Raw genomic sequence first — 13,152 nt, 5'->3', positions numbered from 1 at the left:
CGACGCATACACGACGTGGCATGATTATCGCATGACTTTCAAAGGTGGGCGTCAGCTCAATCAAAACCGTGCACGCACCGGCGGTGGCCGTGGTGGTGCAATCGCCCTGGGTGGCGGTGGCATCGGTGGCCTTTTGCTCGTGGGTTTATTCCTTTTGATGGGTGGAAACCCGGCCCAGCTCGACCAAATCGCCGGCAGCCCGCAACGCGCTCAAGATACTGGGTATAGTCTTGACCACTGCCAGACAACCGACGACGCAAACCAGTATGCAGACTGTCGCGTGTTGGGGGCAGCTGAATCCATCGACCAAATGTGGGCCGAAATCCTGCCGGAGCAGGCTGGCCTGGAATATACCCAGCCGGGGCTCGTCTTGTTCCAAAACTCTACCCAATCTGGCTGCGGCTACGCGTCTGCACACACCGGGCCTTTTTATTGTGGCGGTGACACGTCTGCCTATTTCGATGTGAGCTTCTTCGATCAGCTCGAGCAGCTCGGCGGGTCGAGCGCCCCTCTGGCACAGATGTACATTGTCGCCCACGAATTCGGCCACCACATCCAATACCTGGAAGGCACCATCGGCTTGATCGATTACAACAATCCGGGCAAGGACTCCAATGCGGTCAAGCTGGAACTGCAGGCAGACTGCTACGCAGGCATCTGGGTAAACCATGCCGACGAGGGAGAGAATGCCTACTTGGAATCCGTCACACCGCAGCAAGTCGAGGCAGCGATTAATACCGCACGCGCCGTAGGCGATGACAATATCCAGAAGCGCACCCAGGGCGAGGTTCAGCCTGACTTGTGGACGCATGGTTCGTCACAGCAACGTCAAGACGCTTTCCTGCGCGGTTACAACGAAGGAACCATGGCCGCCTGCGACTATCTGGAAACGGGTAACTACCGCACCTAGGCCACGAATGCTAGTACAGCGCTAGTACAGTGCTAGTACAGTGCCCCGTACAGTGGAGGCCATGAGCACATCGTCGGAAAGCACTACACCTCACAGAGCCGTTGCTTTTCTCGCAGCGTTCAACGACATTGAAGGGTTTCTTCGTGCGAAGTTGAGTGCAAAGAAAAGCGACGGCTTTTCTCGTATGGTCAGCTGGGCTGAGCGCGACCGCATCCTTACGCCCCACCAGGCTGAGGATCTCAAGGAGTTTGCGGATCTGCGTAACGCGATCTCTCACGGTGCCTACACAGATTTCGTGCCCATAGCAGAGCCTTTGCAAGAAACCGTGCACGCGATCGAGAAAATCCGCGACTTGCTATTGCACCCACCGTTGGCCATCACGGTACTGCCGCGCCAGGAGGTCATCACCGTCAGCCCTGAAGATGCCATTCGAGTCGCCCTTGACGTTGTTCGAACGACAACGATCTCCCAATTCCCAATCTACGACGGTAATCAGTGCACAGGGCTCTTAACGACGAACACTATCGCCCGGTGGGTTGCTGCCGATTTGGACGATAATGACCATCTTGACGCCCGGACTGTCGAAGAGGTTCTGCAGTACGCAGAAAATTCCGATCAGGCTGTCTTTCTTCCGCGCAATGTCACTGCGGGCGAAGCTTTGGACAAACTCCTCTCCCCCACGGATAACGGTGTTCTTCCGCGGGCCGCTGTGATTACCGAACATGGGACACCCCAGCAAAAACCTTTGCGCGTGATCGGCGGGTCAGATATTAAGGCACTTATCGACGCCACTCAGTAGACTGCCGCATCCACACATGATTGCATGTTGTTGTCATGTCATATACCCTGGAATAGGCTTGAACGTAAAGGAGTTATACCAACCATGCAATTCGGATTATTTACTATCGGCGATGTCACCCAAGACCCCACAACCGGTGATTCCCCGACCGAACACGAGCGCATTAATGCAATGACGCAGATCGCCCTCAAGGCCGAGGAAGTCGGCCTAGACGTATTCGCTACCGGCCAGCACCACAATCCACCGTTCGTACCGTCTGCGCCGACAACCCACTTAGCCTATATCGCAGCCCAGACCAAGAACCTAAAACTGTCCACAGCGACAACATTGATTACCACCACAGATCCCGTGCGCATCGCAGAAGATTACGCATTCCTGCAGCATCTATCTGGTGGTCGCGTAGACCTGATGATGGGACGTGGCAATACCGGACCGGTGTACCCCTGGTTCGGGAAAGACATTCGCCAAGGTATCCCCTTAGCAATTGAAAACTACCACCTGCTGCGACGCTTATGGCGCGAAGACGTGGTGACTTGGTCAGGCAAATTCCGCACCCCACTGAATGGATTTACCTCCACCCCACGACCACTCGATGGTGTCCCACCGTTCGTTTGGCATGGCTCCATTCGCTCCCCACAGATCGCAGAACAAGCCGCATTCTACGGAGACGGCTTCTTCCACAACAATATTTTCTGGAACAAGGAACACACTGCAAAGATGGTGGGCATCTACCGCCGCCGCTACGAAAAGTACGGTCACGGACAAGCTGATCAAGCCATCGTTGGCTTGGGCGGGCAGGTCTATATCGCAGAGACCGAGGAACAGGCTAAGAAAGAATTCCGCCCATACTTCGACAACGCGCCAGTCTACGGCCACGGCCCTACCTTGGAGGAGTTCACCGAACTAACCCCGCTGACCGTCGGCACTGTCGAACAAATCATCGAGCGCACCATGCAGTTCGCCGATTGGGTGGGCGATTACCAACGTCAACTCTTCCTCATCGACCACGCCGGGCTGCCTTTAGAAACCGTGCTCAACCAGATTGAGATTCTGGGCACCCACGTTGTTCCCGAGCTGCGCCGTCGCATGGAAGAACGTCGCCCCGAGCACGTTCCGAGCGAACCACCTACCTTCGCCACACTTCGCGAAGACCGCGATCACCCACACTTCAAGGTCAACCCCAGCCAGCATGAAGAAAGCGAGACATAAACCAACATGCGCCAACTCACAGTCGTTTCAGCAGGCTTGTCCAACCCTTCGTCGACACGCTCCGTGGCTGATGCCATTTCAAGCGCGGTGAACGCTGCGGTCTCTGCCCGCGGCGAGGCTTTAGAGATCCACACTGTGGAGCTGCGCGAGATCGTTAAAGATCTCGCGACAGTATTTACCACAGGGATGTCCTCGCCACGCCTGGACGAAATCAAAAAGCAGCTATCTGCTTCCGATGGACTTGTCGCGGTCACCCCAATTTTCAAGGCAAGCTACTCGGGGCTGTTTAAGATGTTTTTTGACGCCCTCGATCAAGATGCGCTCAACGGTATGCCAACGATCATCGCCGCGACCGCCGGTACACCCCGCCACTCACTTGCCACTGAGTATGCGATGCGGCCACTGTTTACCTACCTGCGGGCGGTGGTAGTGCCTACTTCACTGTTTGCGGCGACCGATGATTTCGGTGGAGACGAAGGTATCTCATTTGAAAAGCGGGTCGCACGGGCTGCCGGCGAACTCGCCGATCTGATCGTCTCGGCGGGCGACTACTCCCCCGGCCTTGGAGGAGCAACCGTCGAATCCAGCCGTAGGCCCCGCAAGACAGGCGTAGACCTTGAAGAGGACCTCGTACCGTTGGAGGAGCTACTCCGCGGACACGACGGGAATAGCTAAACCCACGTGCTAGTTCGCCTGTGCTAGTTTGCCAGTGCTGCGCGCAAAGCGGTGACGACATCGTCCAGATCGACCGGCTGCTGCGACTGGTCGGACATGTTTTTGATGGCCACTTGCCCGTCGTCTAGCTCACGGTCGCCCAGTACCAACGCGAAGGCTGCTCTGGCACGGTCCGCCCCCTTCATGGCGCCCTTGAGACCGCGCTCACCATACACCATGTCGGCGGATATGCCGGCGGCGCGCAGCTCGTCGATAAGGACGCTCATACGACGCTTTGCGGCTTCACCAAGTGCGACACCGTAGACGTCGACGCGGCGCTCCACACCATCGAGAGTGATGCCCTCTGCCTCAAGCGCCAGCACCGTACGGTCCACGCCCAGGCCATAGCCGATCCCAGAGAGGTCTTGGCCACCGATTTGGGCCATCAGGCCGTCGTAACGCCCGCCACCACCAATGCCGGACTGCGCACCAAGACCGTCATGAACGAACTCGAAAGTAGTCTTGGTGTAGTAGTCAAGGCCGCGTACCATGCGCGGGTTAATCGTATACACGATCCCCATGTCATCGAGAGTGCCAGTGACAGTCTCGAAATGCTCTTGAGTGTTGGCATCCAGGTGGTCAAGCATTAGTGGAGCATCCTCGGTCATTTCCTTGACCTCTGGGCGCTTATCGTCGAGAACGCGGAGCGGATTAATCTCGGCGCGGTGGCGGGTTTCCTCGTCGAGAGGCAACGTGAACAAAAACTCCTGAAGCTTCTCGCGGTACGCGGGGCGGCAAGTACTATCGCCCAAACTGGTCAGCTCCAAGCGGAACTCTTTAAGCCCTAAAGCCCGGTAGGAACGATCCGCTAATGCGATCACTTCCGCGTCCAGCAGTGGGTCATCCACGCCAATCGCCTCGATGCCTACCTGTTGCAGCTGGCGGTAGCGGCCTGCTTGGGGGCGCTCATACCGGAAAAACGGCCCATAGTAGTTCAACTTAACAGGCAGATGTCCACGGTCCAGATTATGCTGAATGACCGCACGCATCACCCCCGCGGTGCCCTCAGGACGCAAGGTGACAGAACGATCTCCGCGATCATCGAAGGTGTACATCTCTTTGCTCACCACATCAGTAGACTCACCCACGCCGCGGGCAAACAAGGTTGTATCCTCGAAGATCGGCAACTCTACGTGCTGGTAACCGGCCAAATGGGCTTGACGCACCATCTCATCGCGCACACGTAGGAACGTCGCGGAGGTTGGCGGAACATAGTCCGGCACACCCTTGGGTGCGGAAAGTGCCTGGAACTTTTCGGTCTGAGAGGACTTGTTTTTACTCACACCCGGCCATCTTAGTACCTTATTGCGGGTATTTTTGCTTTGCCATGCGCAGATATGGGTTGGAGGAACGTTCCATCCGCATCGAGGTTGTGGGCCCGTGTCCCGGCAGCACCGACAGGGCGTCGTCAAGCGCCCAGACAGGACCAGCCAAGGACTTTTCCATTTCGTCTGGATCAGACTCTGCCATGTCAGTACGCCCAATCGTGCCTCGGAACAATACATCGCCACTGAAACACACTTCGTCGTGGACCAACAGGACGCTGCCCGGAGAGTGGCCCGGAGCGTGCGCCACACGCACTGTAAACCCGGCGTGTGTGACAGTTTCACCATCGACGAAATAGCGCAGTTCCGGAATCGGGATCATATTATCGGCATCAAACAACAGCCGTGTTCGCGGCGCAACACCGTCACCAGCCTCAAGCATGTACTCATCTTCAGCATGAATATACACCGGCGCGTTGTGCTTCTTCGCTAGCGCACCTGCATCACGAGTATGGTCGATGTGCCCGTGTGTTAAGTAGATCGCCTCGAGGCAAACACCTTGCTCACGAAGGTAAGCCTCCACCTTGCCCTGGGCATGCATCCCGGGATCGACCACAACTGCGGCGCCATCGCCGATCACCACATAGCAGTTGGTTTTGTAGGGGCCTGCAGAAAAACCTGCGATATTCATGTGGGTCATCCTAGCCAAAGAAACGCTTAACGACGACGTCCCCTAGCGGCGGGGCCGTCGTCGTTAAGCGAACTATTGTAACTACTTCAATGCGTCAATCGCAGCGTCGTAGTTGGGTTCGGTAGTGATTTCGCTGACCAGCTCAGTGTGGACAACCTTGTGGTCTGTGTCAGTCACAACAACTGAACGTGACAACAGACCCTGCAGTGGGGAGTCCTGCAGTGTAACGCCGAAGTCCTCACCAAACGACGAGCGGAACGCGGAACCGGTGGTGACGTTATCCACGCCGTTATCTTCCAAGAAGCGATCCTGAGCGAATGGCAGGTCCTTGGAGATATTCACAACGACGGTGTCATCGCCTAAGTCCTGCGCACGCTTATTGAACTCGCGAACGGAATTAGCACAGACACCAGTATCTAGCGAAGGGAAAATGTTCAGAACCAGGCGCTTACCCTGGAAATCCTTGTCGGTCACAGCAGACAGGTCGGTGCCGACAAGCTCGAAGGACGGAAGCTGGTCACCCTTAGCGGGAAGTTCTCCAGCGGTGGTTGCAGGTGCAGAATCAAAAGTAACGTTAGCCATGGGCCCCACTGTAGTGACGCAGCTCCCACTTCGCCATGATTCGCTACTCTTAGCCCGAGCCAGTGCGCATTCACGCATGGTACAGAAGTAAAGTGTTGGCATAACGTGACCAGTTGTCCCACAATCGAAACGAGGTTTAAACCAGGTGAGCAGTAACAAGCAGCGCGGTAAAGACGCCTTGAAAGAGCTAGAAGGCGCACTTAATGCGCGTGACCGCAAAGAAAAGACCCAGCCACTGACTGTAGTGCTCATCGCAGCAGTGGTTCTCGTTGCCATCGTCGGTGGTATCTACTGGGCGGCCACATACAACAATGAGGACGAAGAAGTTGTGGCCGAAGACCAAGCCACCAGCGAGTCCGCCGATGAGACACCAGAAAATACGGACCCCTTGGCCGATTTTGAGACGCTAGCTACCGAGCGCGCAGAAGCCCTTCCTCCCACAGTGACCTGTACCTATAACGAGGACGGCGACCCGGCGAAAGATGTTGGCCTGCCCGACGGCGAAAATGTATCTACCGAGGGGACTGTCACTGTCGAACTCGACACATCAGCTGGACCGATTGGTATGGAGTTGGATCGATCGGTTGCCCCTTGCACGGTCAACGCGATTGTCCACTTGGTGGAAAACGATTACTATGACGATACCGTCTGCCACCGCATGACCACCGGTGACACCTTGCAGGTTCTTCAATGTGGTGACCCAACCGGCACCGGTTCGGGTGGCCCAGGTTTCCAGTTCGACAATGAATTCCCAACCGACGAAACCGAAGACACCTCTACCCCTGTGGTCTACGAGCGCGGTACCATCGCCATGGCCAATGCCGGGCCAAATACCAATGGTTCCCAGTTCTTTTTGAACTACGGTGACGGTGGGCTGCCGCCTGCGTACACCTACTTTGGCCAGATCAACGATGAGGGTCTAGCGACGCTTGACTCCATCGCCGAAACAGGCTTGGAACCGCAATCGGCACCCGCCGGTGACGGTGCACCAGCGGAGGAAGTACGAATCAACGAAGCGCAAGTTGTGGAGTAGGGTTGGTAAAAGCACTTCCAACTTGGTGCAATTACCCCCGTTTTAACCCCCATCTTGAGGAAACCCCGAGCATCCTAAATGCTCGGGGTTTCATGTGCTTAACATGCTGGACATTCTTAGTTTTGTTTCCACATGTTTAGGGAATTTTTCATGTGCATCCACTGGAAGTTTACCGAACGCCAAGGCAGCGAGAAGAATTGTGTTTATTCAATGACCCAGGCAGGAAATGGGAACCCTTTAGTTTTCCCAAGAGAATCATTAAAAGACTTAATTACACAGGTAGCCCTTAGGCTAAGGAGCCGTGAGACACACCCAAACTAATCTTGCCAGAAACCTCTTTTAAGACTATTGTCTCATAGCAGTAATTAACGCCGTATCAGAAAGATTGGGTTTACATGAAGCTCCGTAAGTCTCTGGTTGCAGCTGCAACCGCACTCACCGTCGCTACCGCAGGCACCACCGTCGCGCTGGCTGAAACGCCTGAACCAGAGGTAACCGCAGAGGAAAAGAAGGATAAGGTCGTCACCACCGAACCTACCGATGGCGACAAAGACAAGGACACCAAAGACGACGCCGACAAGGGCAAAGAGGGCGATAAGAAAGAAGAGCCTAAGGATGGTTCTTCCAAGGCTTTCGGTTCCTCCATCCAGGATCAGCAGCCAGAGGACATCAAGGCTTGGATCAGCGTTTTCACCGCGATCATCACCGCTCTAGGTGCCGTCTTCGCATTTACCCAGAAGTATCTGCAGCCTTAATCGCTGAGATTCAGCACAGCTTACTAAGTTTTAAGCCGCTGTCCCCCGTGTAGGAACAGCGGTTTTCTCATGCCCAGGGACATTAGTGCTTCTTAAATCAAGTTAGTCAGGGCAGCGTCAATCTGGTTCGGGAATAGCACCGCGATAAGACCCCCGAGGCCCAAGATGGCGGCGAGACTAAGCATTGCACCGACGACGGGGCTGGAGGAAAACGCAGTTGCTGAGTGAGCAGGAACAGGGGCAACAGCTGCCACTTCAGCGACCTGAACCGGCATGGAGATATCTGTACCGGCGTCGGTAGTAACGGTGAGCGTCTGTTCACCACTCAGCTCAGCAGGAAGACTAATGTCAACAGTGGCGCGACCAAACTCGCCAAACCCCTTGTCATCCTCAGTAGTGCTGTTGTCGATGTTAGTGGTGATGTCGGTGTCTCCAATCCTTAGAGTCACGGTGTTCGCAAGTGGCTCACCATCGGTCGAATAATTCAGTGAGGTCAGCTCCACCGTATTAGTTTGACCTGCTTTCAGTCCTTTCGACCCGAGGTTGCCATTGTCCCTACACTTGTTTGCACAGGTGGCCACTTTCCGCTTCCCAAGAATTCACCGTGGGTTAATACATGGTGCGACGGAAGTTAACTCTGCTTCGCAAACTCATGGTTTAGGCAGTGACTCGATAGATGTCGAACACGCCCTCGACGTTGCGCAATTGATTCATAATCGCACCGAGCTGCTTAGTGTCAGATACGCCGACAGTAAACTTAATCATCGCCACTCGGTCGTCTCCCAGCTTGGAATTTAGCGCCATCACGGAAAGTTTCTGTTCCGTCAAGATCCTGGTGAGTTCTGCGAGCAAACCGTAGCGGTCTAAAGCTTCAATCTGCAGTGTCGCGGAGAAACCATGACCACCGGAACCATCCCCAGCCCACTCCACCGGCAATAGACGCTCTGGTTCTTCCTGTAACTTTGGAGCATTTGTGCAGTCAGTGCGGTGCACAGACACCCCACCTCCGCGAGTCACAAAACCAAGAATCTCGTCGCCTGGAACAGGTTGGCAGCACTTTGCCAGTTTCGCCATCACATCCGGAGACCCGTCGACAAGCACTCCCGTTTCGTTACCGGAGGTTTGCTGAGGAGTCACCAGTTTCGACAGCGGTGTACGTGCGGTGAGCGCATCGACGGCGTCGTCTTCATCGCCGAACATCGCCATGAGCTGATGTGCCACATGCTGGGCCGACACTGTTCCCGCGCCGATCGCGGTGTACAGCGCATCGACATCCGGGTAATGCAGCTGGGTGGCGACCTTGCGCATGGATTCCGCGGTGAACAACCGATGCATCGGAAGCCCGCCACGCTGAACCTCGGCTGCGAGGGCATCTCGGCCTGCCTCGAGGTGCTCTTCACGACGCTCCTTCGCGAACCATTGGCGAATCTTAGCTTTGGCCCGCGGCGAGACCACGAAATCTTGCCAGTCATGGGAAGGCCCGGCGTTAGGGTCCTTGGAGGTGAATACTTCGACTCGGTCACCGGATTGAAGCTCAGATTCCAGTGCCACTAGTTTGCCATTTACTTTTGCCCCGATACAACGGTGGCCTACCTCGGTGTGCACGGCATAAGCGAAATCAACCGGCGTTGATCCGGCGGGAAGATTAATTACATCGCCCTTCGGAGTGAACGCGAATATTTGCTTTGCGCTCAAGTCATACCTCAACGAGTCGAGGAACTCGTTGGGGTCTGCGGCTTCCTTCTGCCAGTCGAGCAGCTGGCGCATCCACGACATCTGATCGATTTCGGTCTGGTCGCCCTTATGTGATCCCTTGGTTTCCTTATACCGCCAGTGCGCAGCAACCCCGAATTCAGCGTTATAGTGCATCTCGTGGGTCCGCACTTGGATTTCCAGTGGGCGCCCCGCATCCGTCATCACCGTGGTGTGCAAGGATTGGTATACACCGAAACGCGGGTTAGAGATATAGTCTTTGAACCTGCCTGGCATCGCCGAGTACAGCGAGTGCACCACACCAATGGCCGCATAACAGTCTGAGATGGTGTCGACAAGTACACGGATTCCTACTAGGTCGAAGATTTCATCGAACTCGCGTCCACGCACCACCATCTTTTGATAGATCGACCAATAATGTTTGGGACGCCCCCGGATTTCGGCGCTCACATTATTGGCCTTCAGTTCAGCTCCTACGTGCTGCGAAATCTCGCGCAGTGCGCGGTCACGCGACGGCGCTCGGTCTGCGACCAACCGGACAATCTCTTCGTATTTCTTGGGATACAAAATCGCGAAGGAAAGGTCTTCCAACTCCCACTTCACGCTGGCCATCCCCAGCCGGTGTGCTAGAGGAGCGATAACTTCGAGCGTCTGACGGGCTTTCTTCGCCTGCTTTTCCGGCGGCAAGAAGCGCATGGTGCGCATATTGTGGAGCCGGTCGCCAACCTTAATCACGAGCACACGAGGGTCCTGCGCCATTGCAACAATCATCTTGCGAATGGTCTCCGCCTCAGCCGCGGCACCAAGCGCCACCTTGTCCAGTTTGGTTACGCCGTCGACGAGGCGCGCGACCTCTGGGCCAAAATCCTCATTGAGTTCCTCCAGCGTGTAGTCTGTATCTTCCACCGTGTCGTGAAGCAAAGCCGCGATCAACGTGGTCGTGTCCATGCCGATTTCAGCACAAATCGTGGCAACGGCCAACGGGTGGGTGATATAAGGATCACCAGACTTACGCAGCACTCCCTCATGTAACCGCTCGGCAGTGTCATAAGCACGAGACAGCGTTTCTACGTCTGCTTTGGGGTGAAATTCGCGGTGAATCGAAAGCAATGGGTCAAGTACTGGGTTTGTGCGTGCTCGACCTCCGGTGAGAGAACGCGCAAGCCGCGCAGAGACACCTCGCATACCCGTCAGGCGTTGGCTTTTTTCCTGAGTCATTGTCGCCTCCTCCACCCTTCGCATTGCGACCTTCCAATCCTGTGCTGATTTCCACCATGATACTCCGCGGGACTGACGCTTTAGCCAGCATCCACGGTATCGTCGTCAAGCACGATCAGGGGAGCCCGCCCCTCCACTCGCTGCCGCCCACCGAGGCCTTCCACCTCGAGGACAACGACATAGCCAGCCACCGCTCCCCCAGCCTGCTCTATCAGTTCAGTAGCAGCAATTAAGGTACCGCCGGTGGCAAGGACATCGTCGACAAGCACTACCTTCTTGGATTTGAGATCGATCCCGTCCACAGGAATCTCGAGTGCCGCAGAGCTGTATTCCGTCTCATACTCCTGCGTAAAAACCGGTGGCGGAAGCTTGCCCTTCTTACGGATGGCCAGCACCCCAACGCCGAGGTCGTAGGCGACAGCCGAGCCCAATAAAAAACCGCGGGCATCAAGGCCACCAATCATGTCTGCCCCGAGACGTCGACACGCTGTTGACAAATCTCTGATGATAACGGACAGGGCCTCGCCGTCTGCTAACACTGGTGTTAAGTCTTCAAATAACACGCCCTGCTCAGGAAAGTCCTGGACGTAGCGCATCTTCGCTTTCAGCGCTTCGCGGGAGTGTGCGTATTTAATCTGGCTCACTGGTAGGTTCCTCATTCGCTACTTGCCACCGATCCATATTCCAACCGATTCCGGCGGTTCCGGTGTACACCACAACGTTACCCACATGACGGTCAACGATGAACGAACGGGGCTGGGCTGCAAGTGGAATCCTCGACAATTCTGCCCAAAGTTCCTCTTCAGCCGCCCGCAAATCCTCAAGTTCGCTCGACCGTGGTTCCGCAGTACTGTATTCCGTCAACGGGTCCACCGCGCCGAGAAAAGCATCAATGCTGCCGTCCTCAATAGTCTGCTCTCCCCATTCACCGATTCCATAACCTCCGACATCGGCAAGCGTCTTACCTTCCTCGGTTGCATCAATAATCGCAATGCCAGCGGGTTCACACGACACCCTCATCGCCTCGACCATCGCAGCTTTTCGCTCATTTGGCGCCGAATAACCCACGCGAAGCTCGGTTGCCTGTGCAAGACTTGCTGCTTGAAAATCAGGAGCGATATGCGGATCAACAATATCTGCTAGCTGACGAGCAAGCGGGTCGAAGTGGTCGACAACATGCACCCCCACAGCCGGAACATCAACACCTGACACCGCCGATGAAGCGGCCGCGACGGCGTTTCGGTCAATACATTTTGCTAAAGCTTGACGGTACTCCGGCATCGCCCACGCACCCGATTCTTCCAGACGCAAAGTATCGGTCAATTCGCCCACCCGGGTTTCTATCGTGTACGGGCTACCTTCCGTGTTGAGATCCACCCATGCAGGGTCAGCCTCATGGATATCACCTACCCGCAAAGCACCCTCATCCACCAACTTCCCAGAGTCTGCTGTCGATGGCCACACCACCACCGTGTCCAACGCCGCCTGGTCGCCGTAGTAGTAGTCATTGCGTACCAGGGTTACTTCGCCACTATCACCGACACCGTCGATGCGGAACGGGCCGAAAGAAACCTGCATTTCAGGATCGTAGTTGGCTAAGTTGAAACCTTCGCGCCACACTCGTGCAATCGGCTCCATCTCGGTTGGGTCGTCCGATTCAAGAGCTTCGACAAACTGAGTTGCATCCATGTTAACTTTGCGTGCCACCGCGTGAGAAGGCAGCACAGTGCCCGGGCCGAATAATTCACGCCAGCGACCACCCTGACCAGGCTTGAAAACCGCTGTGAATTGTTTCGCGCCTGGCAGACAATTCAATCGTTCCACTTGATCCATCACCGGCATGTGAGAGCCGAAGAGTTCCGGATACGCACCTGCCTTGTAGGCCAACAAAAAATCGGTGCACGTAACATGAGTGCCATCCGAAAACACCGCGTCTGGCGATAGTGTATACACGACTTGTCGCTGCGCTCCCGGCAGAACCTGTGTGGTGACCAAATCCGAATTGGGAATCATCTGCCCGCTCGGCCCAGGAACGAACACCGCAGGATACAACCGCACAGAAAGTAAATGGGCGTTAGTTGAAACACCCACCTCAGATCCAGCGTTTGTAGTCAGCAAAGGAACCGCCACCTGGTAGCCAAAGTGATCGGTGGACTTCAGCTCTGGTCCCGGGCCCGATACTGGGGTTTCCGCGCAACCGAACAGCAGCGTAGCCGCACTCAAAGTAACCATGATGCTGCGGAAAAAGCGGATAGCGATGCGC

13 protein-coding genes are annotated in these 13,152 nt (G+C 55.7%); 6 read left to right on the top strand and 7 right to left on the bottom strand.

What is annotated here, in order from left to right:
• Window positions 1-31: 31 nt before the first annotated feature.
• The 4 genes from ypfJ (at window position 32) to CKV99_RS04810 (ending at window position 3,593) form a co-directional block, all read left to right on the top strand.
• The gene (ypfJ, locus tag CKV99_RS04825) at window positions 32-910 is read left to right on the top strand and encodes a KPN_02809 family neutral zinc metallopeptidase (protein ID WP_092255143.1); all 879 of its coding nucleotides are present in this window, start codon (window positions 32-34) and stop codon (window positions 908-910) included.
• A 61-nt stretch (window positions 911-971) separates the two neighbouring features.
• Complete coding sequence (locus CKV99_RS04820; protein ID WP_169872602.1) at window positions 972-1,709, top strand: CBS domain-containing protein; 738 nt, start codon at window positions 972-974, stop codon at window positions 1,707-1,709.
• Between the two features lie 84 nt (window positions 1,710-1,793).
• On the top strand, window positions 1,794-2,918 hold the full coding sequence (locus CKV99_RS04815) for a CE1758 family FMN-dependent luciferase-like monooxygenase (RefSeq protein ID WP_092255141.1): 1,125 nt from the start codon (window positions 1,794-1,796) through the stop codon (window positions 2,916-2,918).
• Window positions 2,919-2,924: 6 nt separating this feature from the next.
• Window positions 2,925-3,593, top strand: coding sequence for an FMN reductase (locus tag CKV99_RS04810; protein WP_092255140.1), 669 nt, complete (start codon window positions 2,925-2,927; stop codon window positions 3,591-3,593).
• A 23-nt stretch (window positions 3,594-3,616) separates the two neighbouring features.
• On the opposite strand, the gene hisS is transcribed toward CKV99_RS04810, so the two are convergent.
• The 3 genes from hisS to tpx form a co-directional block, all read right to left on the bottom strand.
• Window positions 3,617-4,915: a histidine--tRNA ligase gene (gene hisS / locus CKV99_RS04805; RefSeq protein ID WP_092255138.1), complete on the bottom strand. Its 1,299-nt coding sequence runs from the start codon at window positions 4,913-4,915 to the stop codon at window positions 3,617-3,619.
• 19 nt (window positions 4,916-4,934) lie between these two features.
• Window positions 4,935-5,588 carry an MBL fold metallo-hydrolase gene (locus CKV99_RS04800; RefSeq protein ID WP_092255136.1) on the bottom strand — a complete coding sequence of 218 codons (654 nt, stop codon included), beginning with the start codon at window positions 5,586-5,588 and terminating at the stop codon, window positions 4,935-4,937.
• Window positions 5,589-5,669: 81 nt separating this feature from the next.
• A complete protein-coding gene (gene tpx / locus CKV99_RS04795) occupies window positions 5,670-6,170 on the bottom strand; it encodes a thiol peroxidase (RefSeq protein WP_092255134.1) in 501 nt (166 codons plus the stop codon).
• Between the two features lie 145 nt (window positions 6,171-6,315).
• Between tpx and CKV99_RS04790 the strand changes: the two genes are divergently transcribed.
• Window positions 6,316-7,203, top strand: a complete 888-nt coding sequence (locus CKV99_RS04790; RefSeq protein ID WP_092255132.1) for a peptidylprolyl isomerase — start codon at window positions 6,316-6,318, stop codon at window positions 7,201-7,203.
• Window positions 7,204-7,598: 395 nt separating this feature from the next.
• Complete coding sequence (locus CKV99_RS04785; protein ID WP_092255129.1) at window positions 7,599-7,958, top strand: hypothetical protein; 360 nt, start codon at window positions 7,599-7,601, stop codon at window positions 7,956-7,958.
• A gap of 92 nt (window positions 7,959-8,050) precedes the next feature.
• On the opposite strand, the gene CKV99_RS04780 is transcribed toward CKV99_RS04785, so the two are convergent.
• The 4 genes from CKV99_RS04780 to CKV99_RS04765 all read right to left on the bottom strand — a co-directional run bounded on the left by CKV99_RS04780 (window position 8,051) and on the right by CKV99_RS04765 (window position 13,121).
• The gene (locus tag CKV99_RS04780) at window positions 8,051-8,461 is read right to left on the bottom strand and encodes a hypothetical protein (protein WP_092255126.1); all 411 of its coding nucleotides are present in this window, start codon (window positions 8,459-8,461) and stop codon (window positions 8,051-8,053) included.
• A 154-nt stretch (window positions 8,462-8,615) separates the two neighbouring features.
• Window positions 8,616-10,889, bottom strand: coding sequence for a RelA/SpoT family protein (locus tag CKV99_RS04775; protein WP_092255123.1), 2,274 nt, complete (start codon window positions 10,887-10,889; stop codon window positions 8,616-8,618).
• An 80-nt stretch (window positions 10,890-10,969) separates the two neighbouring features.
• On the bottom strand, window positions 10,970-11,533 hold the full coding sequence (locus CKV99_RS04770) for an adenine phosphoribosyltransferase (RefSeq protein ID WP_092255119.1): 564 nt from the start codon (window positions 11,531-11,533) through the stop codon (window positions 10,970-10,972).
• Window positions 11,520-13,121: an ABC transporter substrate-binding protein gene (locus CKV99_RS04765; RefSeq protein ID WP_092255702.1), complete on the bottom strand. Its 1,602-nt coding sequence runs from the start codon at window positions 13,119-13,121 to the stop codon at window positions 11,520-11,522. Before CKV99_RS04765 ends, CKV99_RS04770 begins: the two co-directional genes overlap by 14 nt.
• Window positions 13,122-13,152: the final 31 nt, after the last annotated feature.

Source organism: Corynebacterium cystitidis, assembly GCF_900187295.1.
GTDB classification, from domain to species: domain Bacteria; phylum Actinomycetota; class Actinomycetes; order Mycobacteriales; family Mycobacteriaceae; genus Corynebacterium; species Corynebacterium cystitidis.
Note: the sequence above shows the minus strand (reverse complement) of the source record. Positions and strands in the feature narration are given on the sequence as shown.

What these genes read in the sequence shown, in the direction of transcription:
- ypfJ (WP_092255143.1), top strand. Translation starts at nt 32, where the DNA reads ATGACTTTCAAAGGTGGGCGTCAGCTCAATCAAAACCGTGCACGCACC.
- CKV99_RS04820 (WP_169872602.1), top strand. Translation starts at nt 972, where the DNA reads ATGAGCACATCGTCGGAAAGCACTACACCTCACAGAGCCGTTGCTTTT.
- CKV99_RS04815 (WP_092255141.1), top strand. Translation starts at nt 1,794, where the DNA reads ATGCAATTCGGATTATTTACTATCGGCGATGTCACCCAAGACCCCACA.
- CKV99_RS04810 (WP_092255140.1), top strand. Translation starts at nt 2,925, where the DNA reads ATGCGCCAACTCACAGTCGTTTCAGCAGGCTTGTCCAACCCTTCGTCG.
- CKV99_RS04800 (WP_092255136.1), bottom strand. Translation starts at nt 5,588, where the DNA reads ATGAATATCGCAGGTTTTTCTGCAGGCCCCTACAAAACCAACTGCTAT.
- tpx (WP_092255134.1), bottom strand. Translation starts at nt 6,170, where the DNA reads ATGGCTAACGTTACTTTTGATTCTGCACCTGCAACCACCGCTGGAGAA.
- CKV99_RS04785 (WP_092255129.1), top strand. Translation starts at nt 7,599, where the DNA reads ATGAAGCTCCGTAAGTCTCTGGTTGCAGCTGCAACCGCACTCACCGTC.
- CKV99_RS04775 (WP_092255123.1), bottom strand. Translation starts at nt 10,889, where the DNA reads ATGACTCAGGAAAAAAGCCAACGCCTGACGGGTATGCGAGGTGTCTCT.
- CKV99_RS04765 (WP_092255702.1), bottom strand. Translation starts at nt 13,121, where the DNA reads ATGGTTACTTTGAGTGCGGCTACGCTGCTGTTCGGTTGCGCGGAAACC.